Annotated in this window: 22 protein-coding genes; 13 read left to right on the top strand and 9 right to left on the bottom strand. The window is 61.5% G+C overall.

From position 1 onward, the window contains the following. Positions 1-182 precede the first annotated feature (182 nt). On the top strand, positions 183-1,001 hold the full coding sequence (locus tag AB7828_RS11215) for an isocitrate lyase/PEP mutase family protein (RefSeq protein WP_441230171.1): 819 nt from the start codon (positions 183-185) through the stop codon (positions 999-1,001). 39 nt (positions 1,002-1,040) lie between these two features. Here the strand turns inward: AB7828_RS11215 and AB7828_RS11210 are convergent, their stop codons facing one another. The 3 genes from AB7828_RS11210 to AB7828_RS11200 all read right to left on the bottom strand — a co-directional run bounded on the left by AB7828_RS11210 (position 1,041) and on the right by AB7828_RS11200 (position 5,410). Then, positions 1,041-2,156, bottom strand: a complete 1,116-nt coding sequence (locus AB7828_RS11210) for a DUF2971 domain-containing protein (protein WP_441230170.1) — start codon at positions 2,154-2,156, stop codon at positions 1,041-1,043. A gap of 395 nt (positions 2,157-2,551) precedes the next feature. Continuing rightward, positions 2,552-3,259 (bottom strand): hypothetical protein, encoded by a 708-nt coding sequence (locus tag AB7828_RS11205; RefSeq protein ID WP_441230169.1) that lies wholly within the window; start codon positions 3,257-3,259, stop codon positions 2,552-2,554. Between the two features lie 246 nt (positions 3,260-3,505). Then, complete coding sequence (locus AB7828_RS11200) at positions 3,506-5,410, bottom strand: sigma 54-interacting transcriptional regulator (RefSeq protein ID WP_441230168.1); 1,905 nt, start codon at positions 5,408-5,410, stop codon at positions 3,506-3,508. 166 nt (positions 5,411-5,576) lie between these two features. Here AB7828_RS11200 and AB7828_RS11195 point away from each other — a divergent pair, with 166 nt between their 5' ends. From AB7828_RS11195 to cynS, 4 genes are all read left to right on the top strand, one after another. Continuing rightward, positions 5,577-6,962 carry a CmpA/NrtA family ABC transporter substrate-binding protein gene (locus AB7828_RS11195; RefSeq protein WP_093756501.1) on the top strand — a complete coding sequence of 462 codons (1,386 nt, stop codon included), beginning with the start codon at positions 5,577-5,579 and terminating at the stop codon, positions 6,960-6,962. Positions 6,963-7,114: 152 nt separating this feature from the next. Then, complete coding sequence (gene ntrB, locus AB7828_RS11190; protein ID WP_441230167.1) at positions 7,115-7,954, top strand: nitrate ABC transporter permease; 840 nt, start codon at positions 7,115-7,117, stop codon at positions 7,952-7,954. A 222-nt stretch (positions 7,955-8,176) separates the two neighbouring features. Then, complete coding sequence (locus AB7828_RS11185) at positions 8,177-9,064, top strand: ABC transporter ATP-binding protein (protein ID WP_441230166.1); 888 nt, start codon at positions 8,177-8,179, stop codon at positions 9,062-9,064. A 40-nt stretch (positions 9,065-9,104) separates the two neighbouring features. Then, positions 9,105-9,593 (top strand): cyanase, encoded by a 489-nt coding sequence (cynS, locus tag AB7828_RS11180; protein WP_231080026.1) that lies wholly within the window; start codon positions 9,105-9,107, stop codon positions 9,591-9,593. A 91-nt stretch (positions 9,594-9,684) separates the two neighbouring features. Here the strand turns inward: cynS and AB7828_RS11175 are convergent, their stop codons facing one another. Beyond that, positions 9,685-11,322 (bottom strand): ATP-binding protein, encoded by a 1,638-nt coding sequence (locus AB7828_RS11175; RefSeq protein WP_210421675.1) that lies wholly within the window; start codon positions 11,320-11,322, stop codon positions 9,685-9,687. Positions 11,323-11,591: 269 nt separating this feature from the next. Between AB7828_RS11175 and AB7828_RS11170 the strand changes: the two genes are divergently transcribed. Next, positions 11,592-11,999: a hypothetical protein gene (locus AB7828_RS11170; RefSeq protein ID WP_141137106.1), complete on the top strand. Its 408-nt coding sequence runs from the start codon at positions 11,592-11,594 to the stop codon at positions 11,997-11,999. A 134-nt stretch (positions 12,000-12,133) separates the two neighbouring features. Beyond that, the gene (locus AB7828_RS11165; RefSeq protein WP_441230165.1) at positions 12,134-13,012 is read left to right on the top strand and encodes an effector binding domain-containing protein; all 879 of its coding nucleotides are present in this window, start codon (positions 12,134-12,136) and stop codon (positions 13,010-13,012) included. 210 nt (positions 13,013-13,222) lie between these two features. Here the strand turns inward: AB7828_RS11165 and AB7828_RS11160 are convergent, their stop codons facing one another. After that, a complete protein-coding gene (locus AB7828_RS11160) occupies positions 13,223-13,984 on the bottom strand; it encodes a hypothetical protein (protein WP_441230164.1) in 762 nt (253 codons plus the stop codon). Positions 13,985-14,104: 120 nt separating this feature from the next. Between AB7828_RS11160 and AB7828_RS11155 the strand changes: the two genes are divergently transcribed. Continuing rightward, positions 14,105-15,169, top strand: coding sequence for an alpha/beta fold hydrolase (locus AB7828_RS11155; RefSeq protein ID WP_441230163.1), 1,065 nt, complete (start codon positions 14,105-14,107; stop codon positions 15,167-15,169). Between the two features lie 35 nt (positions 15,170-15,204). Here AB7828_RS11155 and AB7828_RS11150 read toward each other — a convergent pair whose 3' ends face one another. Beyond that, positions 15,205-17,208, bottom strand: a complete 2,004-nt coding sequence (locus AB7828_RS11150; RefSeq protein ID WP_441230162.1) for a phospholipase D-like domain-containing protein — start codon at positions 17,206-17,208, stop codon at positions 15,205-15,207. A gap of 271 nt (positions 17,209-17,479) precedes the next feature. On the opposite strand from AB7828_RS11150, the gene AB7828_RS11145 reads away from it, so the two are divergent. Further along, positions 17,480-18,502, top strand: coding sequence for an LLM class flavin-dependent oxidoreductase (locus AB7828_RS11145; protein WP_441230161.1), 1,023 nt, complete (start codon positions 17,480-17,482; stop codon positions 18,500-18,502). 244 nt (positions 18,503-18,746) lie between these two features. On the opposite strand, the gene AB7828_RS11140 is transcribed toward AB7828_RS11145, so the two are convergent. From AB7828_RS11140 to AB7828_RS11130, 3 genes are all read right to left on the bottom strand, one after another. Continuing rightward, on the bottom strand, positions 18,747-19,784 hold the full coding sequence (locus AB7828_RS11140) for an extracellular solute-binding protein (RefSeq protein WP_441230160.1): 1,038 nt from the start codon (positions 19,782-19,784) through the stop codon (positions 18,747-18,749). A gap of 9 nt (positions 19,785-19,793) precedes the next feature. Continuing rightward, positions 19,794-22,007, bottom strand: a complete 2,214-nt coding sequence (locus AB7828_RS11135) for a TonB-dependent siderophore receptor (RefSeq protein ID WP_441232227.1) — start codon at positions 22,005-22,007, stop codon at positions 19,794-19,796. A gap of 502 nt (positions 22,008-22,509) precedes the next feature. Next, positions 22,510-22,833 (bottom strand): DUF1476 domain-containing protein, encoded by a 324-nt coding sequence (locus tag AB7828_RS11130; RefSeq protein ID WP_089265035.1) that lies wholly within the window; start codon positions 22,831-22,833, stop codon positions 22,510-22,512. Between the two features lie 347 nt (positions 22,834-23,180). Between AB7828_RS11130 and purC the strand changes: the two genes are divergently transcribed. From purC to AB7828_RS11110, 4 genes are read left to right on the top strand one after another with little or no spacing between them, the layout of a single operon-like run. Next, positions 23,181-23,948, top strand: coding sequence for a phosphoribosylaminoimidazolesuccinocarboxamide synthase (purC, locus tag AB7828_RS11125; RefSeq protein ID WP_170849540.1), 768 nt, complete (start codon positions 23,181-23,183; stop codon positions 23,946-23,948). A gap of 10 nt (positions 23,949-23,958) precedes the next feature. Beyond that, positions 23,959-24,198, top strand: a complete 240-nt coding sequence (purS, locus tag AB7828_RS11120; RefSeq protein WP_441230159.1) for a phosphoribosylformylglycinamidine synthase subunit PurS — start codon at positions 23,959-23,961, stop codon at positions 24,196-24,198. Between the two features lie 14 nt (positions 24,199-24,212). Then, positions 24,213-24,914 (top strand): phosphoribosylformylglycinamidine synthase subunit PurQ, encoded by a 702-nt coding sequence (gene purQ, locus AB7828_RS11115; protein WP_441230158.1) that lies wholly within the window; start codon positions 24,213-24,215, stop codon positions 24,912-24,914. 8 nt (positions 24,915-24,922) lie between these two features. Further along, entirely contained in the window at positions 24,923-25,882 is a 960-nt protein-coding gene (locus tag AB7828_RS11110; protein ID WP_441232226.1) for a tripartite tricarboxylate transporter substrate-binding protein, read from the top strand. Positions 25,883-25,884: the final 2 nt, after the last annotated feature.

Below are 25,884 nucleotides of genomic sequence, written 5' to 3'. Positions count from 1 at the left end.
GCGCGATCCGGGCTACGAACCTGAATAGCCGTCATTGCGAGGAGCCTCTTGGCGACGAAGCAATCCAGACCTTACCTTGTGGCTTCTGGATTGCTTCGTCGCTGCGCTCCTCGCAATGACGGCTGAGAGGTTCGTCCGGACCGCGAGCAACGCGATCCGAACTAAAAACAAAGGGAGGCACCATGCCCATCTCCACCGCCGAGAAGCGCGCCAACTTCCGCAAGCTCCACGAGACCGGCTGCTTCGTGCTGCCCAATCCCTGGGATGTCGGCAGCGCCCGCTATCTCGCCCATCTCGGCTTCAAGGCGCTGGCCTCGACGTCAGCCGGCTATGCCTGGTCCACCGGCCGCCCCGACAACAAGGTCACTGCAGACGACGTCATCGAGCATCTCGCGCTGCTGTCTGCCGCCACCGATCTCCCCGTGAATGCCGATTTCGAGGCCGGTTTTGCCGATGACCCCGAAGGCGTCGCCGCCAATGTCGCCCGCGCGGTGAAGAGCGGCATTGCCGGCCTCTCCATCGAGAACTCCACCGGAAAGTCCGACAAGCCGCTCTACGACGACGCGCTCGCCGTGGAGCGCATCAAGGCCGCCCGCGCCGCCATCGACAGCGTCGATCCCGCGGTGATGCTGGTCGCGCGCTGCGAAGGTTTTCTGCATGGCGAGCGCGACCTCAAGAAGACCACGGCGCGGCTCATAGCCTTTGCGGAGGCCGGCGCCGATTGCCTCTATGCGCCGGGCGTCGCTTCGGACGAGGAGATCACCACGCTGGTGAAGGCGCTAGGTCCCAAGCCGCTCAATGTCCTCACGGTGCAGCCGACCATGACCGTGCAGCATCTCGCCCACCTCGGCGTCCGCCGCATCAGCGTCGGCGGCGCGCTGGCGCGCGTGGCCTGGGCTGGGTTCATGCAGGCCTCACAGGAGATTGCCGGACAGGGGACGTTTACGGCGTTTGCGCAGGGGGCGAAGGGCGGGGAGCTGAACAAGCTGTTTGGTAGCTGAGGCACGCGGCGCTGCCTTAGGGCAGCACCAACAGAAGGATTAGAGGTTGCGAAACGTAAGTCCCGACCTGCGCACCTCTATGCCGGGAGCATATTGCTCAAGGAGTAGTTCGATGGCTTCTTCTTGATGGTCCTGGTTCGAGTGAGGGCCAACCAGAATCGATTTGATAGGTAGAGGCTCATTCAAATCGGAGAAAAGCTCGATGTACGGAGTCACAATACCGGTGCCAGCATTTGATCTGAAATGGACCTTTTTGAATGTTTTGCCATCGGGCACATCGCTAGTGCGAGGTCGATCCGCGAGGGCAGCGATGCGATATTCGTTCTCGGCCGAGAACCCCGGATGTTTTAGGAACGGTAGCGGTCCGAGATAGGCCTTTACGTATTCCGCATCGAATTGATGCGGACCAAATATATCATCATAGACTTGCCCGCTTCTTTCGAACAATTTTCGATTAACGGCGGAGGCGATCCCTTTGAGATTGTCTAGTTTAGCGCGTGCCTTGTGGTCGTAATACTCTACGGCGTCAGTTAGCACGCCTTGGTAGTGGTGCTTTTGGCCTTCAAGGAAGGCCAAGCGGTCAATCTTAAGTTCGTCAAATTCGATTGCGAATCCGTTTCCATACCCACGCCATTGGCTAAGTAGCCCATGGTCGTATTCCGCGGAACCTTCCGTGTGATGGCAGAACGAGCATATGTATATTGGTGAGATGTTTCGCTGTGCTCCCTGAAGTGCATTCAGCGCTGCCTGCGCTTGCTGATCTGCAATGTCGCGTTGTGTGCGAACATCTTCTCGCAGCAGTTTACGCTCGATTAGTTTTTCAATAAGGACTTCGGTCTCTTCCGCAATCTGTGGCTTCAATACTTCCGCCATTATTTGGCATTCGGCAGCGTCGTTCGTAAAGTTCGAGTGGGTCGCCCATAAAGAACCAGATCGTAAAATACCGATTAGGCCATGAGCATTTGTGTAGTGGAAAAGAGATCGGCTTGAAGCGCTAGCAAGCGATGTGTCTTCGCCTGACGAAACGCTCGCTGCCTCGAATGTTGGTCGAGCATCTGTGGTGTAGGCTCGTCCTTTTGCCGCCCCGTCTTTGGAGGATTTCGAGTTTGAAGGGCGTTGTTTGGCAGCGTTCTTCCGACGTTCTTCGCGGTTCATGTAATCGATCGCAGGGTGGGGGAGCGGTCCGGAGTACGTCTAGGCCTTGGCCCTAGGAGCTAGATGACCCGAAAGCCTGCGACTAAACGACCAAGATTATTTGGCGGATTGTTTCGCAGCCACTGCGGGAAAGCAAGGGCGGGTGGTGTCCGACGTTAGGTTGAGCGGGAGCGCATTGGGGAAAAGGCCCGCAAGGGGACGTTGCGGGCGATCTAGCCTCTCAAGGTTCAGAGGGGGCCAACGGCTCGAGATAAAGCGCCGAGGCAAGAAGGCGACTCTCTGTCCGGCGACGGATGGATTAAGTTCGAGCTCGGTCAGTATTTCGAATCTCACATTGATCGACCGCCAAAGCCATCGCTTCGTGAGCTTCCATGCCTCGCAGAGGCGATCGCCCCCTACAACCTCCGCCGCGGCCCCCTCGGCCGCAGCGCCGGGTGGTCCCGCTCCGGCGGCGTATGGGCGTCTTCCAGCAGCGCCATCGCTTCATCGGGGATACGGTCGATATTCACGCCGCCGCGGCGCATCTCCTTCAGCGCGGTGCGAATTGCGGTGTCGCGGTCGATCCAGTCCTGGCCGGTGCGCGCCGGCGCATCGGGGTGGCGGCGCGGGCGCCGGTTGCCCATGGCTTCCAGCCGCGCCATCTTCACGACCTGCATGGCCTGGATCAGCCGGTCGAGATCGACCGTGGGGCTGTTCCACAGCTCAGCCGCGCAGCGCTCGGCCAGCAGATGGAGCTTGTTGCCGAGCTGGCGCAGCTTCTGCTTCCGGCCGGCGCGAAAGCCCGGAACCGTGTCGCTGGCAACAGGCGCAAACGGATGACGCTGCCAGCCGCCGTTACACGCCCACTTCGTGACGCTGGCCTTGCTGACGCCGGTCTTCGCCGCGATCTGCGCGTGACTAAGCACGGTCTGCTCGATCATGCGGCGCACCGCGGCGATCGTGGCATTGCTGTGCGGCTGCCTTGAGCCCTTGGGGCGGCCGCCCGGAATGGGCGGCAGTCCGGGATCCGCATCATCAGTCACCCGGAGGCGCACCACCGCGTCCGAGGAGGTGTCGATGACGCGGATGTTGGAGGGAAAGAGAGGATAGGCAGGATAGCGCATGCTGACTCCCTTTAGAGCGCGGTCAATCGGGATTGGAATATATGCCTATTACGGGAGAGCGCAAGCGGGGCGTGGCAGCGGAGCGCGCTGTTTTCGCAAAACTAGGCTCGTCATTCCGGGGCGTGGACGGCGTCAGCCGGACGCGAACCCGGAATCTCCGAGTGTTTTGCAATCGGAGATTCAACTATCTCGGGATTCCGGGTTCGCGCGGCTTTGCCGCGCGCCCCGGAATGACGGTGTGGGGCCTTACGCGCCCATCCGTCCGCGCGCCCCCTCGATCCCCAACACCTTCATCCGCGACGCCAGCGTCGTCGGCCTCACGTCCAGCAGCTCCGCCGCGCCGCCGGGGCCGAACACCTTGCCGGATGTCGCGGCAAGCGCCGCAAGGATGTTGCTGCGTTCGTGATCGCGCAGTTCGGCTGAGGTCATCACCGCCGGCCGGGCGTCGGACTTCACGCGATGCGCGCCGGCGGCATGGTGCGGGCCGGGCGCATCGGGCAGGTCGATCCGCAAGCGGCCGTTCTGCGCCAGGATCACCGCGCGCTCGATGACGTTCTGCAGCTCGCGCACATTGCCGGGCCAGTCGTAGCGCGACAGCCGCCGCGCATCGCCTTCGGACAGGCGCAGATCGGATTTCAGCTTCTCGCTGAGCAGGAAGTGCTGCGCCAGCAGGGGAATGTCCTCGCGCCGGTCGCGCAGCGGCACCGACTCCACGGGAAACACGTTGAGCCGGAAATACAGGTCCTCGCGAAACCGTCCGCGCGCCACTTCCTGTTTCAGGTTGCGGTTGGTGGCGGCGATGACGCGGACATCGACGGAGCGGGTGCGCTCCTCGCCGACGCGTTCGAAATTGCCCTCCTGCAACACGCGCAGCAGCTTGCCCTGCAGCTCCAGCGGGATCTCGCCGACCTCGTCGAGAAACAGCGTGCCGCCGTCGGCCAGCTCGAACCGGCCGATGCGGTCGCGCACCGCGCCGGTGAAGGCGCCGCGGACATGGCCGAAGAATTCGCTCTCGAACAATTCGCGCGGGATCGCCGCGCAATTGACGCGGATCAGCGGCCGGTCGCGGCGCCCGGAGGCTTCGTGGATCGCGCGCGCGATCAGTTCCTTGCCGGTGCCGGACTCGCCGGTGATCATCACTGCGGCGGTGGTCGGCGCCACCAGCTTGACCTGCCGCAGCGTTTTCTGAATCGCCTCGCTCTGGCCGATGATGCCGCGCGGATTGGTCTCGATACGGATTTCCTCTTGCAGATAGGCGTTTTCGAGTTCGAGACGCTCGCGCAGCCGATCGACTTCGGCCAGCGCGGCATGCAGCTTTTCATCGGCTTCGCGGCGCTGGCTGACATCGCGAAACACGATCACGGCGCCGACCACCATGTGGCGGTCGCGGATCGGGGTCGACGTGTATTCGACCCAGACCGGCGAGCCGTCCTTGCGCCAGAACACCTCGTTGTCGACATTGTGCACGGCGCCGTCGCGAAACGCGGCATAGATCGGGCAGTCGTGATCGGGATAGTGGCTGCCGTCGTGATGGCTGTGATGCACGATCGGGTGGATTTCCTTGCCGACCAGTTCATCGGCGGTCCAGCCCAGCATGCGCTCGGCGGCGGGATTGACGAAGGTGGTCTTGCCGTCGGCATTGACGCCATAGATGCCTTCGCCCGCGGCGCGCAGGATCAGCTGGTTCTCGCGCTCGATGTCCTGAAACACGCGCTCGACGCGCTGCCACGCGGCAATGCCGCCGCGCATGTGATCCTCGGCGGCGGCGTCCACATGACGGCGGCGGCGCTGTTCGAGATCGCTCATGGTGAGCAGCAGCAGGGTGCGTTCACCTTGCGGCACCAGCGATCCCGCATATTCGAGCTGCAACGCTTCGCCGGTGGCGTGGCGCGGCGTCAGCGTGTTGGTCCAGTAGGAGCCCTTGGCCAGCACCGCCTGGGTGAACACGATCAACGCCGGCAACTGGCCCGCATGCAGCGCGCTGATCTTGATCTGGCGCAGCAGCGCGCGGTCGTAGCCGAGCAGGGTGCAGGCGGCCGGGTTGGCATCGATGATCTGGTCGGCATGGGGATCGAGCAGCAGCGTCGGCTCGACCGAATAATCGAAGGCGATGGTGCGCAAATCATGCGGCCGGGCCGTTGCCAAATCCATCGGCGAAACTCCGAAAAATCGTAATCAGGCTACGAATTTTCGTGTAGCACGAATTCTCGTAATCGCCAACCAAGGCCCGAAATGCCTGCGGCGATTGGACATTCCGGCGCGCGCCGGGCTGGCACACTCCTTGCGTAATTGACCAGAGCGTCACCGAGGAGGTCACATGTCCACATTCGACAATCCGTTCGATCCCGCCCGCCGCTTGCGCGCCGGCGCCTGCAGTTGCGGTCAGCACGCCAGCCAATCCGAGCATGAGGCCACGCTGCAGCTTCGCTGCGACATTCCCGAGACCGAGGACAAACGTTACGAGGGCGTCGTCGCCTCGGCTGTGATGCGTGCGGTGTTTCCGAAAGAGGTCGCGCGCCGCGCCTTCCTGAAGTCGGTCGGTGCGTCCAGCGCGCTGGCAGCGCTGTCGCAGTTCTTCCCGATCAAGACGGCGACCGAGGTGTTCGCGCAGGGCGCGGGCAAACTCGAGAAGACCGATCTCAAGGTCGGCTTCATCCCGATCACCTGCGCGACGCCGATCATCATGGCCGATCCGCTCGGCTTCTACAAAAAGCAGGGGCTCAATGTCGAAGTGGTGAAGACCGCCGGCTGGGCCGTCATTCGCGACAAGACCATCAACAAGGAATACGACGCCGCGCATATGCTGGCGCCGATGCCGATCGCGATCTCGCTGGGCCTCGGCTCGCAGCCGATCCCCTATACCGTGCCGGCGATCGAGAACATCAACGGCCAGGGCATCACGCTGGCCATGAAACACAAGGACAAGCGCGACCCGAAGGACTGGAAAGGCTTCAAGCTCGCCATCCCGTTCGACTATTCGATGCACAATTATCTCTTGCGCTACTATCTCGCCGAACACGGCATCGATCCCGATACCGACGTGCAGCTGCGCTCGGTGCCGCCGCCTGAAATGGTCGCGAACCTGCGCGCCGACAATATCGATGGCTTCCTGGCGCCCGACAATATCTGCCAGCGCGCGATCTATGACGGCGTCGGCTTCATGCATATCCTGTCCAAGGAAATCTGGGATGGGCACCCGTGCTGCAGCTTTGCGGCCTCGAAGGAGTTCATCACCACGTCGCCGAACTCATTCGCCGCGCTGACCCGTGCCATCGTCGACGCCACCGCCTATGCGTCGAAGGCGGAGAATCGCAAGTCGATCGCCGAGGCGATCGCGCCCGCGGCCTATCTCAACGCGCCGCCGGTGGTGTTGGAGCAGGTGCTGACCGGCACCTATGCCGACGGGCTCGGCGGCATCAAGACAGATGCGAAGCGCGTCGATTTCGATCCGTTCCCGTGGCAGTCCTTCGCGGTGTGGATGATGACCCAGATGCAGCGCTGGGGTCAGATCAAGGGCGATGTCGACTACAAGGGCGTCGCCGAACAGATCTACCTCGCCACCGACACCGCCAAGGTGATGAAGGAGATGGGCCTGACCCCGCCGACGACGAGCTACAAATCGTTCGCGGTGATGGGCAAGACCTTCGATCCGGAGAAGCCGAAGGAGTATCTGGCGAGTTTTAAGATCAGGAAGGCGACGTAAACGATGGCGCGCGCTGGATTCTTCACCTCCCCCTTGAGGGGGGAGGTCGACGATACGAAGTATCGGCGGGTGGGGGTGAGCTTGTTGCAGTCACCCCACCCCGGCTGCTTCGCAGCCGACCCTCCCCCTCTAGGGGAGGGTGGAGACCACAAATGACCTTCTCCCTTCGCTTCCGCGCTGCCGTCGTCTCCATCGCGATCTTTCTCGCCTTCATCGGCGTGTGGCACCTTGCCACGCGGCAGACTTTGAGCGTCGGCACCATGTCGCCGGAATACGCCAAGCTGATGGGCCTCTCGGCCACCTCGGGCAAATCCGCGATGCCCGGGCCGCTCGATGTCGGTGCGAAACTCTGGGAGCACCTCAAGCGGCCGTTCTATGACAACGGGCCGAACGACAAGGGGCTCGGCATCCAGCTGGCTTATTCGATCGGCCGCGTCGGGCTCGGCTATCTGATCGCTGTCATCGTCGCCATCCCGCTCGGCTTTCTGATCGGCATGTCGCCGCTGATGAACAGAGCGCTCGATCCTTTCATCCAGGTGCTGAAACCGATCTCGCCTTTGGCGTGGATGCCGCTCGCGCTCTACACCATCAAGGATTCCAGCCTGTCGGCGATCTTCGTGATCTTCATCTGCTCGGTGTGGCCGATGCTGCTCAACACCGCCTTTGGCGTCGCCGCCGTGCGCAAGGAGTGGATCAATGTCGCGCGCACGCTGGAAGTCGGCACCTTCCGCCGCGCCTTCACCGTCATTCTTCCTGCAGCCGCGCCGACCGTCCTCACCGGCATGCGCATTTCCATCGGCATCGCGTGGCTGGTGATCGTCGCCGCCGAGATGCTCGTGGGCGGGACGGGGATCGGTTACTTCGTCTGGAACGAATGGAATAATTTATCGATCACAAATGTGATTATCGCGATCCTGCTGATCGGGATCGTCGGCATGTTGCTGGACCAGATATTGGCGCGCTTCACCCGTATGGTCACGTTTCCGGAGTGATGCGATGCGATTTGTAATCTTAACGAGCGCCTCTTGCTTACCTCGCCCCGCACAGCGAAGCGAAGCTTCGCCAGGCGGGGAGAGGTCGACTGTAATGCGCGCAGCGCGTGGAAGTCGGGTGAGGGGGACTCTCGGCAGCACGACGTCGCTGCGGCTCCCCCTCATCCCGACCTTCTCCCCGCAAGCGGGGAGAAGGAGTGGCGCGTCGCTGAAAGTATCGTCATGACCACCAAATTCATCTCCATCGAAGGCATCGCCAAGCGCTATCCGGCGGCGTCCGGCGGCGCGACCACGATCTTCGAGGATCTCTGGCTGTCGATGCCATCGGGCGAATTCGGCTGCATCATCGGCCATTCCGGCTGCGGCAAGACCACGGTGCTGAACATCCTTGCCGGGCTGGACGAGCCCTCCGAGGGCACCGTCATCGTCGACGGCCAAGCGATATCCGGCACCAGCCTCGACCGCGCGGTGATCTTCCAGAGCCACGCGCTGCTGCCGTGGCTGACGGTGATGGGCAACATCGCCTATGCGGTGTCGTCGAAATGGCGCAAGTGGGACAAGGCGAAAGTCCGCGCCCATGCGCAGACCTATATCGACAAGGTCGGCCTCACGGGCAGTGAGCACAAGCGGCCGTCGGAACTGTCCGGCGGCATGAAGCAGCGCGTCGGCATCGCACGCGCGCTGTCGATCACGCCGAAGATCATGCTGATGGACGAGCCGTTCTCGGCGCTCGACGCGCTCACGCGCGGCACGCTGCAGGACGAGGTGCGCCGCGTGACGCTGGAGACCGGCCAGACCACCTTCATGATCACCCATGACGTCGACGAGGCGATGTATCTCGCCGACAAGATTTTCCTGATGACCAACGGCCCCGGCGCCGTGCTGGCGGAGATCGTCGAGAACCCGCTGCCGCGGGATCGCTCGCGCATCGATCTGCACAAGCACCCGCATTATTACGCGCTGCGCAACCACATCATCGATTTCCTGGTGACGCGCAGCAAGACGTTCACCGCCACCACGCCGCACCACGACCCGCGCCATGTGCCGGTGGTCAGGCCCGCATTCCCCGAGGCGCCAACGATGCCGTCTCTTCACAGCGCGACGCGCTAGCCGCGTCACCCGAAGCCTTAAGACCGAAGGAGAAACGACCATGCTGCGATCCGACCTCACCGAAAAGCTGCTCGACATCAAGCGCGAGAAGGAATGGACCTGGAAATATATCTGCGAGCAGATCGGCGGCTATTCCGAAGTGCTGATCGTCGGCGCCATTCTCGGCAACATGAAGCTGACCAAGCCGCAGGCGGCCAATGCCGGCGAGCTGTTCGGCCTCACCAAGGCGGAGACCGCGATGCTCAATGAGATCCCGATGCGCGCCGAAAACGTGCAGATGCCGCCGCAGGATCCGCTGATCTATCGCTTCTACGAGATGGTGATGGTGAACGGCCCGGCCTGGAAGGCGCTGATCGAGGAGGAATTCGGCGACGGCATCATGTCGGCGATCGATTTCGACATGGTGATGCAGCGCATCGCCAACCCCAAGGGCGACCGCGTGCAGATCACGATGTCCGGCAAGTTCCTGCCCTACAAGTATTACGGCGCGACGGGCAATGTGCCGGAATACGGGTTTAAGGAGGGTTAGGCGACAGCTATCCCTTTAGGTGCCCATGGTAAGAGCGGCGAAGTTCCGTCTCGAACCATGGGCTACCCAGGGCGTCGCCACGATCTCGCGACTACTTGTTCGTGGATCGACCTAGCGAAATGAGTAGATCTTTAGCTCTTGTCCTGTTTGTAAGATCGCTAAACGTGCCATCCGGAAGTTGGACGCGCCACATGCCGGGCCACACTTTGTCCGGCTCAATAGAAGGAGTCTGGAGAGATTTCGACGAGATCTGTCCCTCGAAATTTGGCTGATCCAATTTCTTCGTATCGATTCTATCGTGTCTCTCCGGCATGTCTTTGACGCACTTGCGCCACGAAGCCAGGTTGCCTCGCTTGTCTGGCACTGGCTCGATTAGAGCGCGCTTCTTGAGACGTAGGAAGACGTCCTTCATAGAGTTTTCGGACCGAATGCCGGTTAAGTCGCGGCCAATTCGATTTGTAATTTCGCTGTGAGTCTTAAGAAATTCGATCACCGTTTCCTCTGGTGATGCGAGTGAGCTGTGACTCACATAAACGACGACGGAATGTTCATTCTCTTCAATCTCAGGCTCCTTTAGCCTCAGCGCTTTCATGGCTTCGAACGCTGTATTCAATCCTTCTCCGACGTCCTTGTTTGGTGGGTCGGGAAATTTGTTAATTAGCCGAACGATCTTCGGATTTCTTGCAGACTGCTCGCGGAGCACATTCTCTGTCGTTACATGACCAGGAAGTCGACCGGGGCTTTCGACTTCAATGCGATTGTCATAAATTCGAATTTGAATATCAGACGCTATGCTGTAGTCCCTGTGGAGGACTGCGTTCGTGACGATTTCGTGCAAAGTCTCATGCGGATAGGTGATGTTCTCTAAGCCGTTCACGCCGAGGCGCTGAATCCCTTCGACAATTTTCTTTGTCCCGCTCACGGCGTCAGAAATCAGATTGTAAATCGGCCCTTCCACGGTGACGGGGTCGAAGGCAAGGGTCTCCCGCGTGCCTTCCTCCTCTCGCGTCTTGTAGCGAAATATTTTGATAGCAGATCGTTTCGGAAGAGCTGCTTGGGGTTGGTCTGCGTAAAGCAGAACACCTGCTACCGTAGGTCGATCATCTAACGTGATGAATTGAGATTCTGCCCATTCTTCGGGTTCGGCACTTGGTACAACAGCCAGGGCAAAACTTAGCATAACTTTGGAGTTCGTTATTGTGCTGGCTTTCACCGCCACGACTTCGTCCTCAAAGGTAGCAATGCCCTTGTCCAATTGCAGTCGGCGAACGCCGTCTTCTGTAGCTACTCGGAGGTTTGATGCGTTTCGTCGGATATATGGGAAATTATCTGTTGCTCGAAGTATGTCTCTTGTTTTGGCAATCGTAAGATGCAGAACGTAACCTGGATGGCTATGCTCGCGGCCTGGAACGTGAATAAATGAGGCGCGATAGTGATTACCGAGTGCGCCCATGCCATCCAGTATTTGGATGTGAGCGTTGGCTGCTTCCATGTTTGGGAAGCCCGACCAATACCTCAGCCGGGAGCCGTCTTCTTGTCGCTTCTCTCCTACGCCAACGAAAATCTCACCGCCGGAAGTGTTGGCGAATGCGGAGATGGTTTCTGACAGCTTAGCGGGTTTGATCTCAGCCGCCTTCATGTCGAGGTAGTGACTCTCTTCGAGTTGAAGGATTTTTTCGGCTTCGGTGGGCACTGTTGTTTTTTGTTCAACCATTTCGGTCGGGACCAATCAAAATATCATTGCAACTTAAGGAAGAATACTCGATACAGAGCCTTGTGCAACTTAAGCGCATTTTTATCTATCCGTTGGCTGCGGAAAGTCGCGTCAGTTTTGTGTATTTCCATTGAGAGCTCGGTAGGGTCTATCAAACGAGTAGCTCGCATGAACAAAGCGATATGAATTTGATTTAGCCCGCCAGTTTTGGGTGCTGCGTAGCGTGTCCAAATGACGTTTGCGAAGTTTTCGCGCTCAATCATTTTTTTATTGGATGCATGAAGATGGCTTTGAGTATCGTTTGCGTGACGGGACCAGGCTCAACTGGAAAAAGCACTATCATCCGAAGCTTTACCGCCAAATATCTCAAGTATGAGAGAGCCAAAGGCGATGTCTTGGGCATATTTCCCATGCCTCGATATGGTTACGCTGTCGGCGTTAGCGGCAGCGGAGACAATATCGATTTCATCATTGCGGGTCGTAAATTTCTCACCCGCTATAGCGGGCTTAGGGTCATGGTTTTTGCTAGCCGCTCTCATGGGGAAACTTTGCGAGAGGTTGAGCGCTTTGCGAGGAAGACGAAAGTCTCTGTTCACTTGATCGAGACATATAAAATCGTCGGTGCCGCACAGCGATCCGCAGCTATCGACGCTAACGTCTTAGCACTTAAAAATTACATGCCTCGTTGGTGACTTGGACAGATCAGTTTCACGAGCGGGAGACCTGCTGCCGAGGCCATCGACCAGCGGGCTATGCTTTCGGTTAGCGCTGTGAGACAGCAAGACCGATCAAGACAGCCCCACCCGCCCATGCGATACCCCGCCGCATGAACCAGCCAATGCCGCACCGCACGCCTGACCTCGTCGCCGTCCTCGCCTGGATCGAACAGCATCTCGACGAGCCCCTGAACGTCGAGACGATCACCGCCCACGCCAAGCTCTCGCCCTATCATTTCTCGCGGCTGTTCTCGGCCGCCATGGGGCGGGGCGTGATGGCGCATGTGCGCGGGCGCAGGCTGGTCCGCGCGGCGCAGCGGCTGACCGCCGATCCCGATCTGCGGCTGGTCGATCTCGCGCTCGATTGCGGCTTCGACTCGCAGGAAGCGTTCACCCGCGCCTTTGCGCGCTTGTTCGGCGTTGCGCCCGGGCGGTTTCGGCGCGGCTTCAGTGTCACTCCCATCGAAGGACAATATCCGATGACCATGCCCGATGACGTCGCCGTCGCTGTCACCCGCTTGCCGGACCTGGTGGCGCTGGACGCCTTCACCATCGCGGGTCCTTCGGCGCGGTTTGACGAGGCGAACAAGGCCGACATTCCGCAACTGTGGTCGAAGCTGATGGGCGCATTGCCGTTCAAAGGGCAGGCGCCGAGCTGGACCACCTATGGCGTGGTCTGGAATGTCGACCGCGCCGAAGGCAGTTTCGATTACATGGCCGGTGTCGGCGTGGAACAGGGCGCGGCGCTGCCGGCGGGCTTTGCGGCGAAGCACATCGAAGCGTCGACCTATGCGGTGTTTCGCATCGTGCTGACCGGCGGCGCGGTGCATCCGCAGATCAAGCGCGCGATGGCGACCATCTGGGGCGAGCTGGTGCCGGCATCAAGGCTCACGGTCGCCGACCGGCCGGATTTCGAACGCTATGACAGCGAGTTTGCGCCGACGAAGAAGGGCGCGGTGATCGACTTCTATTTGCCGGTGGAGGTGTGAGGCTTCGTCTTCTCCGCGTCGTGGCCGGGCGGCACCGCGTGTTGCACGCTGTTCTCTCCCCACGTCATGGCCGGGCTTGACCCGGCCATCCACGTCTTGGCCGTAAGATGAGAAAGGCGTGGATCCCCGGGTCAAGCCCGGGGATGACGGAGTGGGTGGGGCTAACGGCGAGCTTCACGCAGGCCGGGTGTGTGCGTGTCGCGGAGCATTCTATCTCCGCTTGCTCCCCCTTGGCCGGAGCGCCGGATGATCCCGCTCCGGCGGCGTATGCGCCGCTTCCAGCAGCGCCATCGCGTCGTCCGGAATCTGTGCCACATCGACGCCGCCGCGGCGCATCTCCTTCAGCGCGGTGCGGATTGCAGCGTCGCGCTCCATCATCTCGCGGCCGGTGCGCGCGGGCATGTCGATGGGGCGACGCGGGCGCCGGCGGCCCATCGCTTCCAGCCGCGCCATCTTCAGCAGTTGCAGCGCCTGCATCAGGCGGTCGATATCGACATCGGGCTGCGCTTCCAGCTCGCGCACGGCGCGCTCGGCCAGCGCGTGGAGCCGCTCGGCGAGTTTGCGCAGCTTGAGTTTCTGCGAGGCGCGGGCGGAGGGCACCGTGTCGGTGGCGCGGGGCGCGAAGAGCGGGCGCTGCCAGCCGCCGTCGCGCGTCCAGCGGCAGATCGAGGCGCGGCCGACGCCGGTTTGCTTCGCGATCTCGCCATAGGTCAGCACCGTCGTCTCGATCAGGCGGCGCACCTGCGCGCATTTGGCATCCCCATGGGGCCGCTTCGAGCCGCGCACGCGCGGGCCGCCCACAAAGGCATCCGGCGCCTCGGGCTCATCGGGCGTCACGCGAAGGCGGATGATGGGGCCGAAGAAGGGATGGGTCATGTTAAAGAATATATACCTATATGCGGGATTGCGCAAGCCGGGCGTGCGGCGTCCGATGCGTCGCCGTCCGTCGTCGATATTGTGAGAGGCGCGCATCCCGTCACTTGGCTGCACCTGTGATTGCGCGATAGGCTGGCACACGTCGATCGTGCCTGGCTCACAAAGAGGGGGCGGCGCGATGCGGAGGAAACCCGGCGGGAACGGCAGGGGGATTTCATGGCAGGTGTCGATTATCTGATCACCGCGCGCGGCATCTCGGGCGCGGCCTTCAACGAGAATGTCGGCACCATCCGCTATCTGCGGGTGCCGACCAATGTGGCGATCCCGACGCCGGCGATGGCGACGTCGAGCAAGACCGATCTCGCCAAATGGGTGAAGGAGGTGCGCGACATCGCTGACGGCGATCCCAACCAGAATTCGATCAGCGTGGCCGGCGACATCCTCGTCTTCATCCACGGCTACAACAACGATCTCGACATCATCATGAAGCGCCAGCGTCAGCTGGCGAAGGATCTCAAGGCCGAGGGCTGGAAGGGCCTCGTCATCGGCTTCGACTGGCCGAGCGACAACGAGACGCTGGCCTATTGGCAGGATCGCTCCAAGGGCGCCGAAGTGGCGGTGAAGCTGGTGAGCGATTGCATCACCGTGCTGGCGCAGGGGCAGGAGAAGGACTGCGTCACCAATGTGCATCTGCTCGGCCATTCCACCGGGGCCTATGTGGCCATGGAAGCCTTCGTGCAGGCGGAGAAGGACGGCGCGCTGTTCAAGAGCAACTGGCGCGTCAGCCAGGTCGCCTTCATCGCCGGCGACGTGGCGTCGTCGAGCCTGTCGGCGAATGATTCCTGGTCGGGGCCGATGTTCAAGCGCATCCTGCGCCTCACCAACTATTCAAATCCCTATGACAGCGTGCTGGCGGCCTCCAATGCCAAGCGGCTCGGCGTGGCGCCGCGCGCGGGCCGCGTCGGCCTGCCGGCGGATGCGCATGCCAAGGCGACCAATGTCAATTGCGGGGACTATTTCGCCACGCTCGATCCGAAGAAGAGCACGTTCTTCGGCGACTTCACCCATTCCTGGCACATCGGCAACCGCGTCTTCGCGCGCGACCTCGCCATGACTCTCGAAGGCGCCATCGACCGCGATGCGATCCCGACACGCGCACTGGTCGGCGGCGCGCTCATGCTGCAGGACAAGCCACGGCCGAAATTCATGGCCGACTGGGGCATCAAGGCCGCCGCCACCCGCGGCGGCGCGCCGCGCGATGGCACGGGGGTGCTGAGCTAGCGCGGGGCGCGGGGGCCCCGGCGTGTTGCCCCCGCTCAGCGTTTCGACTTGGCCTTTGACTTCTTGGTCTTGGCTTTCTTCGCCTTGGTCGTCTTGGTCTTGGCTTTTTTGACCTTCGCCTTCGCGACCTTCTTGGTTTTGACGGTCTTGGCTTTTTTGGCTGACGCGGCCTTTGCCGTCTTCTTGGTTGTTTTCTTCTTGGCTGTCTTCGTCTTCGCCTTCTTCGCTACAGCCTTCGCTGCCTTCTTCTTTTTCGGCGGACGAACCGGTTCGTCGTCGCTATGGGTTGCGGCATTGACGGTCCAGTTGGAGGCCGGGATCGTGAAGAACATCTCGCGCCGCCGCGACTTGAATCCGCCAGGCTTGAAATAGCTCTCCGTCCATCGGTCGTCCGGATCGAGGAACACCTTTTCCGGCTTCTCGCCTTTCTTGCGTTTGCTGGCCACGTCATTGGCGACATCGCGGAAATAGAAATGCCGGAACAGGCGGTCGAACTCAGTCATGTAGATGTCGGCCACGCGGGTCGAGCCGCGGATCAGGATCATGTTTTCGTCATTGGTGGTCAGCGACCCTTCCGAGAAATTCGCCGAGCCGGTGCAGATCAGGGGATCGTCGCTCAGGGGATCGATCAGCAGATATTTCGTGTGGACGAAGAAGATATTGCCTTCGTCGCGGGTGAGCTCCTCCTTGAGAAACCAGCGGTCGAGCGGAAATTCCTTCACCTTGCGCTTGGCGACCAGCTTGCCGTCGACCACCTTGAACTCGGCGCCCAGTACGGCGCCAAAGGAAATCTGCAGGTCGCGGTCGCCCTTGAGCGCCTTGCGCTCGTCGGCGGTGGGCGGCTTCTCCTTGAGCACGAAGCGCAGGAAGTCGCGGTCGCGCGCCAGTGGCTCGATGAAATCGGCGGCGACGTTGAAGGCCGCGGTGAACATGATCGACGAGGTGGCGTCGCTCATCCGGTCGGCATACCAGTTCAGCATCGATGCCGTCTGGCGCGGCGAGAAGATGCAGGTCTGCGATCCCGGCTTCACCAGGGCAGGCGGGTAGGGCGAAATCTCCGCGACGCCTTCCTTCGCCGGCTTGCCGGTCGGGTTGTCGCTCAGGATCGTCCAGTATTTCAGGTATTGTTCGGCAACGTCGCTGTCATGAACGAGGTGGCCGACATTCGATTGGCCGAGGAAACCGGACGGCGTGATGTTGGTCGAGCCGGTCCACACTTCTTGCGGCGCGTCGCCGTCAAGCTTGATGATGAACTTGTTGTGCGGGATCGGCGGCCGCGTGCGCCAGATCACGACCGGCTCGCCATTGTGCTTCGCCTTGACGTCGAGGCCGGCGGTCTTCATCGCCTTGCGGTTCTTGCCCTTCTTGTCGTCATGCACGATCAGCCGGACGTCGAAGCCGTCATCGATCTTGGCCTTCAACGCTTCGATGATGGGCGCATAGGTGAATTCGTAGATGCAGGCGCGCAGCGCCTCGCTCTTCTTCGTCGTGTCGATATAGTCCAGGCAGGCCTCGAGCAGGCCGCGCGAGAGCCAGACCGTGTGTTTGTCCTTCGGATTGTCCATCTCCGCGTCGGTCGGCTTGTGGTTCTTGAACTTGCGCGCATAGGCCTGGCTGGCGATGGCGCCGCGGTTGAACCAGATGCCGTGTTGACCATCGTCCTCCTTCTCCGTCGTGACGGTGAAGGCGAGCTTCTCGGCGTCGCGCAGTTCGGGGGCGGTCGGGTCGCCAAATACGGGGATGACCTCGAAGTGATAGGTCGTGCCGGGCTCCGTGGTGTAGTCGCTCCAGAGGAAACTCTGGATCGGAAATTTGTCGGTGAAATACTCTCCGTGCTCGGTGTCGGGCTCTGGCTCGACCTCTTCGAACACTTTCAGCGAGCGCAGGAATTCCGGCTTGCCGGCGCCCTTGGCGCGCTGGAATGCAAATCCCAGCAGTCCCTTGCACGCGGCCTCGTCGCAATTGAGCGCGATCATGATGGCGCGCGTACCCGCGATCGCGCTCGCTTCGAAAGCTCCGGCAGACGTCGTGACGCGCATGGCCCTGTCCCCCCGTTTTCGACGTAACGCTGATGCTCGCCCAACGCCGTATTTTGGTCAACCTATAGAAGATTTGTGACAGGATGCACGTTTAAGGGGTGCGGCGAGGGGCGGTGCAGCGTCGTGCCGGGGTGCGCGAAAGTGGACACGAATCTGCAGTCTGCGAACATGGTCGCCTCATCGGAAACGATGCGTTTCCATCGTTTCCCTTTTCTTGCTGCCATTCACGCCTAGATAGGTGATCAGCAAACCCACCCCGAGTACCCGTCCCATGAAGAACATCGGCTTTCTTTCCTTCGGTCACTGGACCCCGTCGGCCTCGTCTCAGACGCGCTCGGCGGGCGATGCGCTGCTGCAGTCCATCGATCTCGCCGTTGCCGCCGAGGAGCTCGGCGCCGACGGCGCCTATTTCCGGGTGCATCATTTCGCGCGCCAGCTCGCCGCACCGTTTCCGCTGCTCGCGGCCGTCGGCGCGCGCACCAAGAAGATCGAGATCGGCACCGCCGTGATCGACATGCGCTACGAGAACCCGCTCTATATGGCGGAGGATGCCGGCAGCGCGGATCTCATCGCAAGCGGGCGGCTGCAGCTCGGCATATCCCGCGGCTCGCCGGAGCAGGTGATCGACGGCTATCGCTATTTCGGCTACGCGCCCCCTGAGGGGCAGACCGACGCCGACATGGCGCGGCGGCATACCGAGGTGTTTCTCGACGTCCTTCAAGGCAAGGGCTTTGCGCAGCCGAATCCCAACCCGATGTTTCCGAACCCGCCCGGCCTGCTGCGGCTCGAGCCGCATAGCGAAGGCCTGCGCGAGCGCATCTGGTGGGGCGCCTCCACCAATGCGACGGCGGAATGGGCGGCCAAGCAGGGCATGAACCTGCAGTCATCGACGCTGAAGATCGACGAATCAGGCAAGCCGTTTCACGTGCAGCAGGCCGAGCAGATCCGGCTCTATCGCGACGCCTGGAAGGCCGCGGGGCACACGCGCGACCCGCGCGTGTCAGTGAGCCGGAGCATCTTCGCGCTGGTGGACGACCGCGACCGCGCTTATTTCGGCCGAGGCAACGAGGGCGAGGACAAGGTCGGCTACCTACACGGCACCGAACGCGCCATCTTCGGCCGCAGCTTTGCAGCGGAGCCGGACGCGTTGATCAAGCAGCTCAAGGGCGACGAGGCGATCGTGGAGGCCGATACGCTGCTGCTGACGGTGCCAAACCAGTTGGGCGTCGATTACAACGCCCATGTGATCGAGGCGATATTGAAACACGTCGCGCCCGGTATGGGCTGGCGGTAGCTAACCACACGTCGTCATTCCGGGGCGTGCGTTGCCGGCGAAGCCGGCCAAGCACGAACCTCAGCCACTCCAATTGGAGTGGCGGGGAATCCCCGCGTGTTCATCATCTCGACATTCCGGGCGGCGGAGAGGTGACCGCCATGCCGGGATTCCCCGCTACTCCAAGTGGAGTGGCTGAGGTTCGCGTGCGAAGACGCACGCGCCCCGGAATGACGCGTGGGCGGAGGTGGCGCATCATGCGCGCCTACTTCTCAAACCCAACTTTCCTGATCAGTGCAATCGCCGCCTTCTGGCTGGCTGCGATTTGGTCGATCGCCAGTGTATCGCTCGGAAACGCCCCCATCGCCGCCACCAGCGGTGCGCTCTCGGCACCTGCCGTCACCGGATATTCCAGTTCGGCCGCGGCATAGAGTTTCTGCGCGGCCGGTGTCACCAGAAATTCCAGGAACTTCACCGCGGCCGCGCGATGCGGCGCGTGTTTCGCCAGTGCCGCGCCGGTGAGGTTCACATGCGTGCCTGATGTCGCGAATGTCGTCGGCACCGTCTTCACTTTATTCGCCCAGGCGGTCCAGTCCGCGCCTTCGCGGCCGTCGCGCAATTGTGCCAGCGCCACGGTATTGGCGATGCCGATACTGCAGCGACCTTCCGCGAGCTGACGGATGACGTCGTTGTCCTTGCCTTCCGGCGCATGCGCGAGATTGGCCTTGACACCCTTGAGCCACGTCTCGGTGGCGTCGGCACCGTGATGCACGAGATAGGCCGATATCAGCGCGACATTGTTTTGATGCAAGGGCGAGCGGATGCAGAGCTGGCCGCGAAAACGGGGATCGGCGAGATCCTCGTAGCGGATCGCGCCTTGTGTGGAGTCATTCCGCACCATCACCACGCGCGGACGCACCGACAGGCTGATCCATTCCCTGCCGCGCAGCTGCGGCGGGATCGCCTTGTCGAGCAGGGGAGAGGTGGTCGGTTGCGACAGATCGTTCGCGGCGAATTGCGAGGTCTTGTCGAGACCGATGGTCATCAGCACGTCAGCGGGGGAGGCGCCGCCCTCGGCCTTCATGCGCTTGACGAGATTGTCCTCGATATAAGTGAGCTTGACCGTGATCCCGGTCGTCGCCGTGAAGGATGCGATGACCGGTTCGATCAGCTGCGGTTCGCGCGTCGAATAGAGATTGATTTCTTCGGCGCGGCTGGCGGCCGTGCCGAAGAGGAGGAGCGACGACGCAAGCGTCAGAGCCAGCGGTAGTGCCCGAACGTTGCGTCGTCGCGATGGTCGCATTCTATTGCCTCAGAACTTCACCGTCGCTGCCAGCGAGAAGCGCCGCGCATCGCCAAGGGCAACGTTGGGAAGGCTCACTGCCGATGGATAGTAGACCTTGTCGAAGATGTTCTTGATGTTGAATTGATAGATCACAGGCAGAGTCTGGTACTTCGTCTCGTAGGTCGCAAAGGCGTCGGCCACCGTGTAAGACGGCAGCACGAAGCTGTTTGCAGCATCGCCGGGACGATCGCCGACATAATGTGCACCGGCGCCGACGCGCAGACGACCCGGCAGCATCGTGCCGAAATCATAGACGAGATATAGCGACCCGGTGTTCAGGGCGACATTCTGCAGGTGGTTTCCGGTGTATTGCGAGTCCTGCGTCAAGATCGCATCGGTATAGGCATAGCTGCCGATCATGCTCCAGCTGTCAGTCAGCTTGCCGGTAACGTCGACTTCGACACCGCGTGAGCGCGCCGCAGCCGCGGTACGTGCCTCGTTGGTCGTGGTGACCGTATTGTATTGCGACAGCATCACGTTCTTTTTGTCGATGTCGTATAGCGCGACCGTGCCTGACAAGCGCTTGTCGATATCGAACTTGATGCCGGTTTCCCACGACACGCCTTCCTCGGGCTTCGTCTGCGAGTCGAATACCGCGCCGTTGGGAGCGATGGTCGAATTCGGCTTCAGCGATTCCGTGTAGCTGGCATAGAGCGAGACTTCGTCCGTGACCTTCAGGATCACGCCGCCGAGCGGCAGCGCCTTGTTGCCGGACAGATCCGTATTGGCGATGAACGGATTGCGCCCGCGTCCCGCCAGCTGGTCGAATGTCATGTAACGCACGCCGCCGACCACGGCGACCCGATTGGTCAGATGCAGCGTGTCCTGGAAGAACAAGGACTGCGTGCTGAGCTTGTCGGTCTGATCGCTGTCGGTAGCGACAACGGTGGTGCCGGGCAATTGTCGATCATAAACCGGATTGAAGATGTTGAAATTCGCAGCCCCCTGCCGGACCAGATCCTTGCGGTAGATCACGCGATACTGGGCATCGCCGCCGAATAGCACTTCGTTGCGCATGCCGCCGATCCAGAATCCGCCCTGTATATAGGCGGTGCCGAAGCTGGAGGACGTCAGTGCGCCGTAGGTGCCGTCATTGCTGCGTGTCGCTATGCCAGTGGTCGGGTTGACCACCGTATTGCGCAACTGCGCAGCATTATAGGTTTCGACGTTGTAGCTATAGCCCGCATAGACCTTCCAGTCCTCGTTGATCTTTTGATCCACCGAGGCCTGGATGAGATCCGACGTGCCCCACATGCTGTTATAGGGCTCGTCGATGCGGCGTGTCGCCGGAATGGCGAACGGCGCCTTCGTCACGCTGTTGAAGGCCGTGCCGCGATCGAACGGCGAATAAAAGTCGCGATGTTCGTAGTTGATCTGAACCGTGGTCGTGTCGCCATACCAGGCCAGCGACGGCGCGTAGAGCGTCTCCTTGCGGGTGCCGAAGTTCCGCCAGTAATCCTCGTTGATGCCATAGCCGACGAAACGATAGGCGAGGCCATCCTTGCCGAGCGGTCCGGTGATATCAATGGTCGCATTGGCCCCGCTGCGCGAACCATAGGTCGCGCCTTCCAGCGTCACCTCGCCGTGCTGATACAATTCCGGCCGCTTGCTGATGGTGTTGACGATGCCGCCGGGATCCATGATGCCGTAGAGCAGCGACGCCGGTCCCTTCAGCACTTCGATACTTTCAACAGCAGGATTGAACGAGCGGCCCTGCACGATCGGCATGCCGTTGCGCATGATCGAGCCGTCGCGGTTGTCGCCGAAACCGCGACGGATCACGGCGTCCTGCGTGCCGGCCAGCGTATTGGTCTGGGTGATGCCGCTGATGTTGACCAGCGCGTCATCGAGATTGCGCGGACGCTGGTCGCTGATCACCTGCTGCGGCACGACGTTGACGACCTGCGACGTGTTGAGCGGCGACGTCGCGCCGCGCAGGGTTGTCGCATCGGGCATCGCACGATAGCCGAGGATCTGTTCATATTTTGCTGCCGCAGCGGCGATGGCGCGCTCGGTCGGCGTCGGCGGGGCGGGCGGCGGATTGGCGTTGCGCCGGGCAGCAACCGTTCGGGCGCGGCGCTGGGGTGTGTTCGCCGCACGCGCGGGCCGGCGCGCTTCGGTGGGCGATTCGACGGTGACCGGCGGCAGCGTCGTATTCGTCTGTGCATTGGCGATCGACATATCGGTGGAGAGATCGCTCAGCAGGAACGTCGCGCCGATCAACCAATACGCGCGGCGCACCCTGAAGATGCTGCGTGCGTTGCTGTCGAGATTGCAATGGTTGTCCGTCGTCACTTTGTGTCGCCTTCGCGTTTGAGAAACATGCGCAGGCGATCTAGCAGTAGCTTTGAATGAAAACTTCGAATGGGAAGTTGAATCGCTCTAAAGCGACGAGATTCGCGAGCCTGTGTGTCTTCGGTGATGCAGTCGCAAGGTGAGCCGCGACACGATTGAACAATCAACGTGCATTTTGAGCAATTTGTAGCACGCGCATGCGAGCCGTCATCGGCACGCTGGGCGACTCTGTTTCAGAATTTGCACATCGCAATTCGGAAGCTTCAGCGAGACTCTGCGAGTCTGGAACGTTTCAAAAGACAAGAGCCGCGCCATCATGCGATGTGCGGCTCTATGAAACGTCGTGAATTGCAGCGAGATATTTCACTGCAACTCGAAGCTGTGGACCTCAGATCCCCGCCTTCACTTGCGCGACGGCCTCAGCGGTCAGCTGATCCATCTTCACGCGCAGCTGCGGCTCGGTGATCGCGATGCCCTTGGCGGTGAGATCGGCGAGCACCTTGCGCACCACGTCGCCGTCGCCGGCTTCCTCGAAATCGGCTGCGACGACTTCCTTGGCATAGGCGGCGGCCTCGTCGCCGGACTTGCCGAGCTGTTCGGCGACCCACAGGCCCAGCAGCTTGTTGCGGCGGGCCTCGGCCTTGAACTTCTGGCTTTCGTCGAGCGCATACTTGTTCTCGAAGGCTTCGCCGCGCTTGTCGAATGATGACATGGTTAAAGTTCCCGTCGGGGTTGTTGGGCGGTCAGGACGACGTTGTAAACGCCGGTTCGGAGCTTAAATAAGGTCGAGATACCGTTGGAACAATCGGCCGCAAGGTCGCAGGCAAGACGGTATCGGGCGAGGCTTATCGGACCAGGCTTGCGCGAGGTTGGGGTAAACCCCCACTGGGCGGGCCGGGTCGATTGTACTGGCAGGGCCGATCGGGTAGGTTGCCTGCAGGCCCGGTTCTCGTTCTGTTTCTTCCCGTTCCTGGCCTTCACGGCAGCTCCGTCGTGGGTCGATCCCGTTATTCGGAGCACACCACATCCATGGATTTCAACAACACCCGGTACATCCCCATGAGCCGTCGACGTCGCATTTATGAAGGCAAGGGCAAGGTCCTGTATGAAGGCCCGGAGCCCGGTACCCTGATTCAGCACTTCAAGGACGACGCGACCGCGTTCAATGCCAAGAAACACCAGGTGATCGAGGGCAAGGGCGTCCTCAATAACCGGATTTCGGAATACCTGTTCCAGCATCTGAACGACATCGGCGTGCCGACCCATTTCATCCGCCGGCTCAACATGCGCGAGCAGCTGATTCGCGAAGTCGAGATCGTGCCGCTGGAAGTGGTGGTCCGTAACGTGGCGGCGGGTTCGCTGTCGCAGCGCCTCGGCATCGAGGAAGGCACCCAGCTGCCGCGCTCGATCATCGAGTTCTATTACAAGAACGACCAGCTCAACGACCCGATGGTCTCGGAAGAGCACATCACGGCGTTCGGCTGGGCCACCCCGCAGGAAATCGATGACATCATGGCGCTCGCCATCCGCGTCAACGACTTCCTCACGGGTCTTTTTCTCGGCATCGGCATCCGTCTCGTCGATTTCAAGATGGAATGCGGCCGCCTGTTCGAAAACGACATGATGCGCATCATCGTCGCCGACGAGATCTCGCCCGACTCATGCCGGCTGTGGGATATCAAGTCGAACGAGAAGCTGGACAAGGATCGTTTCCGCAGGGATCTCGGCGGCGTGCTGGAGGCCTATACCGAGGTCGCCAAGCGTCTCGGCATTCTCTCCGAAAACGAACGCCCGATGGGCACCGGCCCGGTACTGGTCAAGAGCTGAGGATCAAGACGTGAAAGCCCGCGTAACTGTTACCCTGAAGAACGGCATCCTTGACCCGCAGGGCAAGGCCATCGAAGGCGCGCTGAAATTGCTCGGCGTCGATGGCATTGCCTCTGTGCGCCAGGGCAAGGTGTTCGACATCGAACTGAATGGCGCCGACAAGGCGAAAGCCGAGGAAGCGCTGAAAGCCGCAGCCGACAAGCTGCTGGCGAATACGGTGATCGAAAACTATCGCGTCGAAGTGCTCTGAGCCAGGTTATCGCTATGAAATCCGCCGTTCTCGTCTTCCCCGGAATCAACCGCGAACGCGACATGGCGCGGGCGCTCAAGCTGGCATCGGGGCAGGAGTCCACGATGGTCTGGCACGCCGAGACCGCGCTGCCCAAGGGCACCGATCTCGTCGTCGTCCCCGGCGGCTTCTCCTATGGTGACTATCTGCGCTGCGGCGCCATTGCGGCGCGCTCGCCGGTGATGGATGCGGTGCGGGCGTTCGCGGCTGACGGCGGCCTCGTGATGGGCGTCTGCAACGGCTTCCAGATCCTGTGTGAGTCCGGCCTGCTGCCGGGCATCCTGATGCGCAATGCCAAGCTGAAATTCCTGTGCCACGACGTGCATCTGCGCGTCGAGCGTTCCGACACGGCGTTTACCCGCGGTTACAATGCCGGTCAGGTGATCCGCGTGCCGATCGCCCACGGTGAGGGTAACTACACCGCCGATGCCGAAACGCTGAAGCGCCTCGAAGGCGATGGCCGCGTGCTCTATCGTTATTGTTCGCCGACAGGTGAAGTTGGCGATCTACACAATATCAATGGCGCTGCCGCATCCATTGCCGGCATCGTCAGCGAGAGGGGCAACGTGCTCGGCATGATGCCGCATCCGGAAAATCACGTCGAAGACATCATGGGCTGCACCGACGGCCGCGGCCTGTTTGCTGGTCTTGTCGAGCATCTGGAGCGCGCTGCGTGATCGCCGCTGTGGCGCGGCTGTCGAAGCTCGCCGCAACGCTTGCGCTCGTGCTGGCTACGAGCGTCTCGGCATCTGCCGATGATTATCCCAAACGCCCCATCACGATGATCGTGCCTTTCGCGGCCGGCGGCACGTCGGACGTGATTGCGCGCGCGGTGGCCGAACAGATGGCGGTGCCGCTCGGCCAGACCATCATCATCGAAAACGTCGTCGGCGCCGGCGGCTCGACGGCGCTGGCCCGCGCGGCGCGGTCTGCGCCCGATGGCTACACCATCGCCATCGGCAATGCCGGCACCAGTGCGGCGACCTACACGATCTACCCAAAACTGTCCTTCACGCCGGACTCCTTTGCCTCCATCGGCATGGTGGCCAAGACCTTCGGCGTCGTGGCGCTGCGCAAGGATTTCCCGGCCAGTGATCTCAAGGGCTTCATCGCCTATGCCAAAGCCAATCCCGGCAAGGTCAATCTCGGCCATGCCGGGATCGGCTCCTCGAATTACCTGATCTGCAAGAGCTTCGTGCAGGCCGCCGGCATCGACGTCACGCTGGTCGGCTATCGCGGCGCGGCGCCCGCGCTCACCGATGCCATCGGCGGGCAGATCGACGGCGTCTGCGATTCTGCAGCCTCCGTCTCGCAGGCCATCGACGACAAGCTGGTGAAGGGCATCGTGGTCGGCTCGACGGTACGGCTGGCGACGCTGCCTGATTTGCCGACCTCGGCAGAAGCAGGGCTGCCCGACTTCGAGGCGCAGGGCTGGAATGGCCTGTTCGCGCCGAAGGGCACGCCGCCTGAGATCATCGCCAAGCTGAACGCTGCTGCTCGCTCGTCGGTTGAAAGCGATCTGGTGAAAAAGCGTTTCCAGGATCTGTCGACCGTGGCGCCCGACGCCAACGAGCATGCACCGGAGGTGCTGCAGCAGCTGGTGACGCGCGATGTGGCGAAATACAACAAGCTCCTGACGCCGTAATC

Origin of the sequence: Tardiphaga sp. 215_C5_N2_1 (assembly GCF_052076055.1) — a bacterium.
Taxonomy (GTDB): Bacteria; Pseudomonadota; Alphaproteobacteria; order Rhizobiales; family Xanthobacteraceae; genus Tardiphaga; species Tardiphaga robiniae.
The sequence above is the reverse complement of the archived record's forward strand: the minus strand, read 5'-3'. Positions and strand labels throughout refer to the sequence as shown.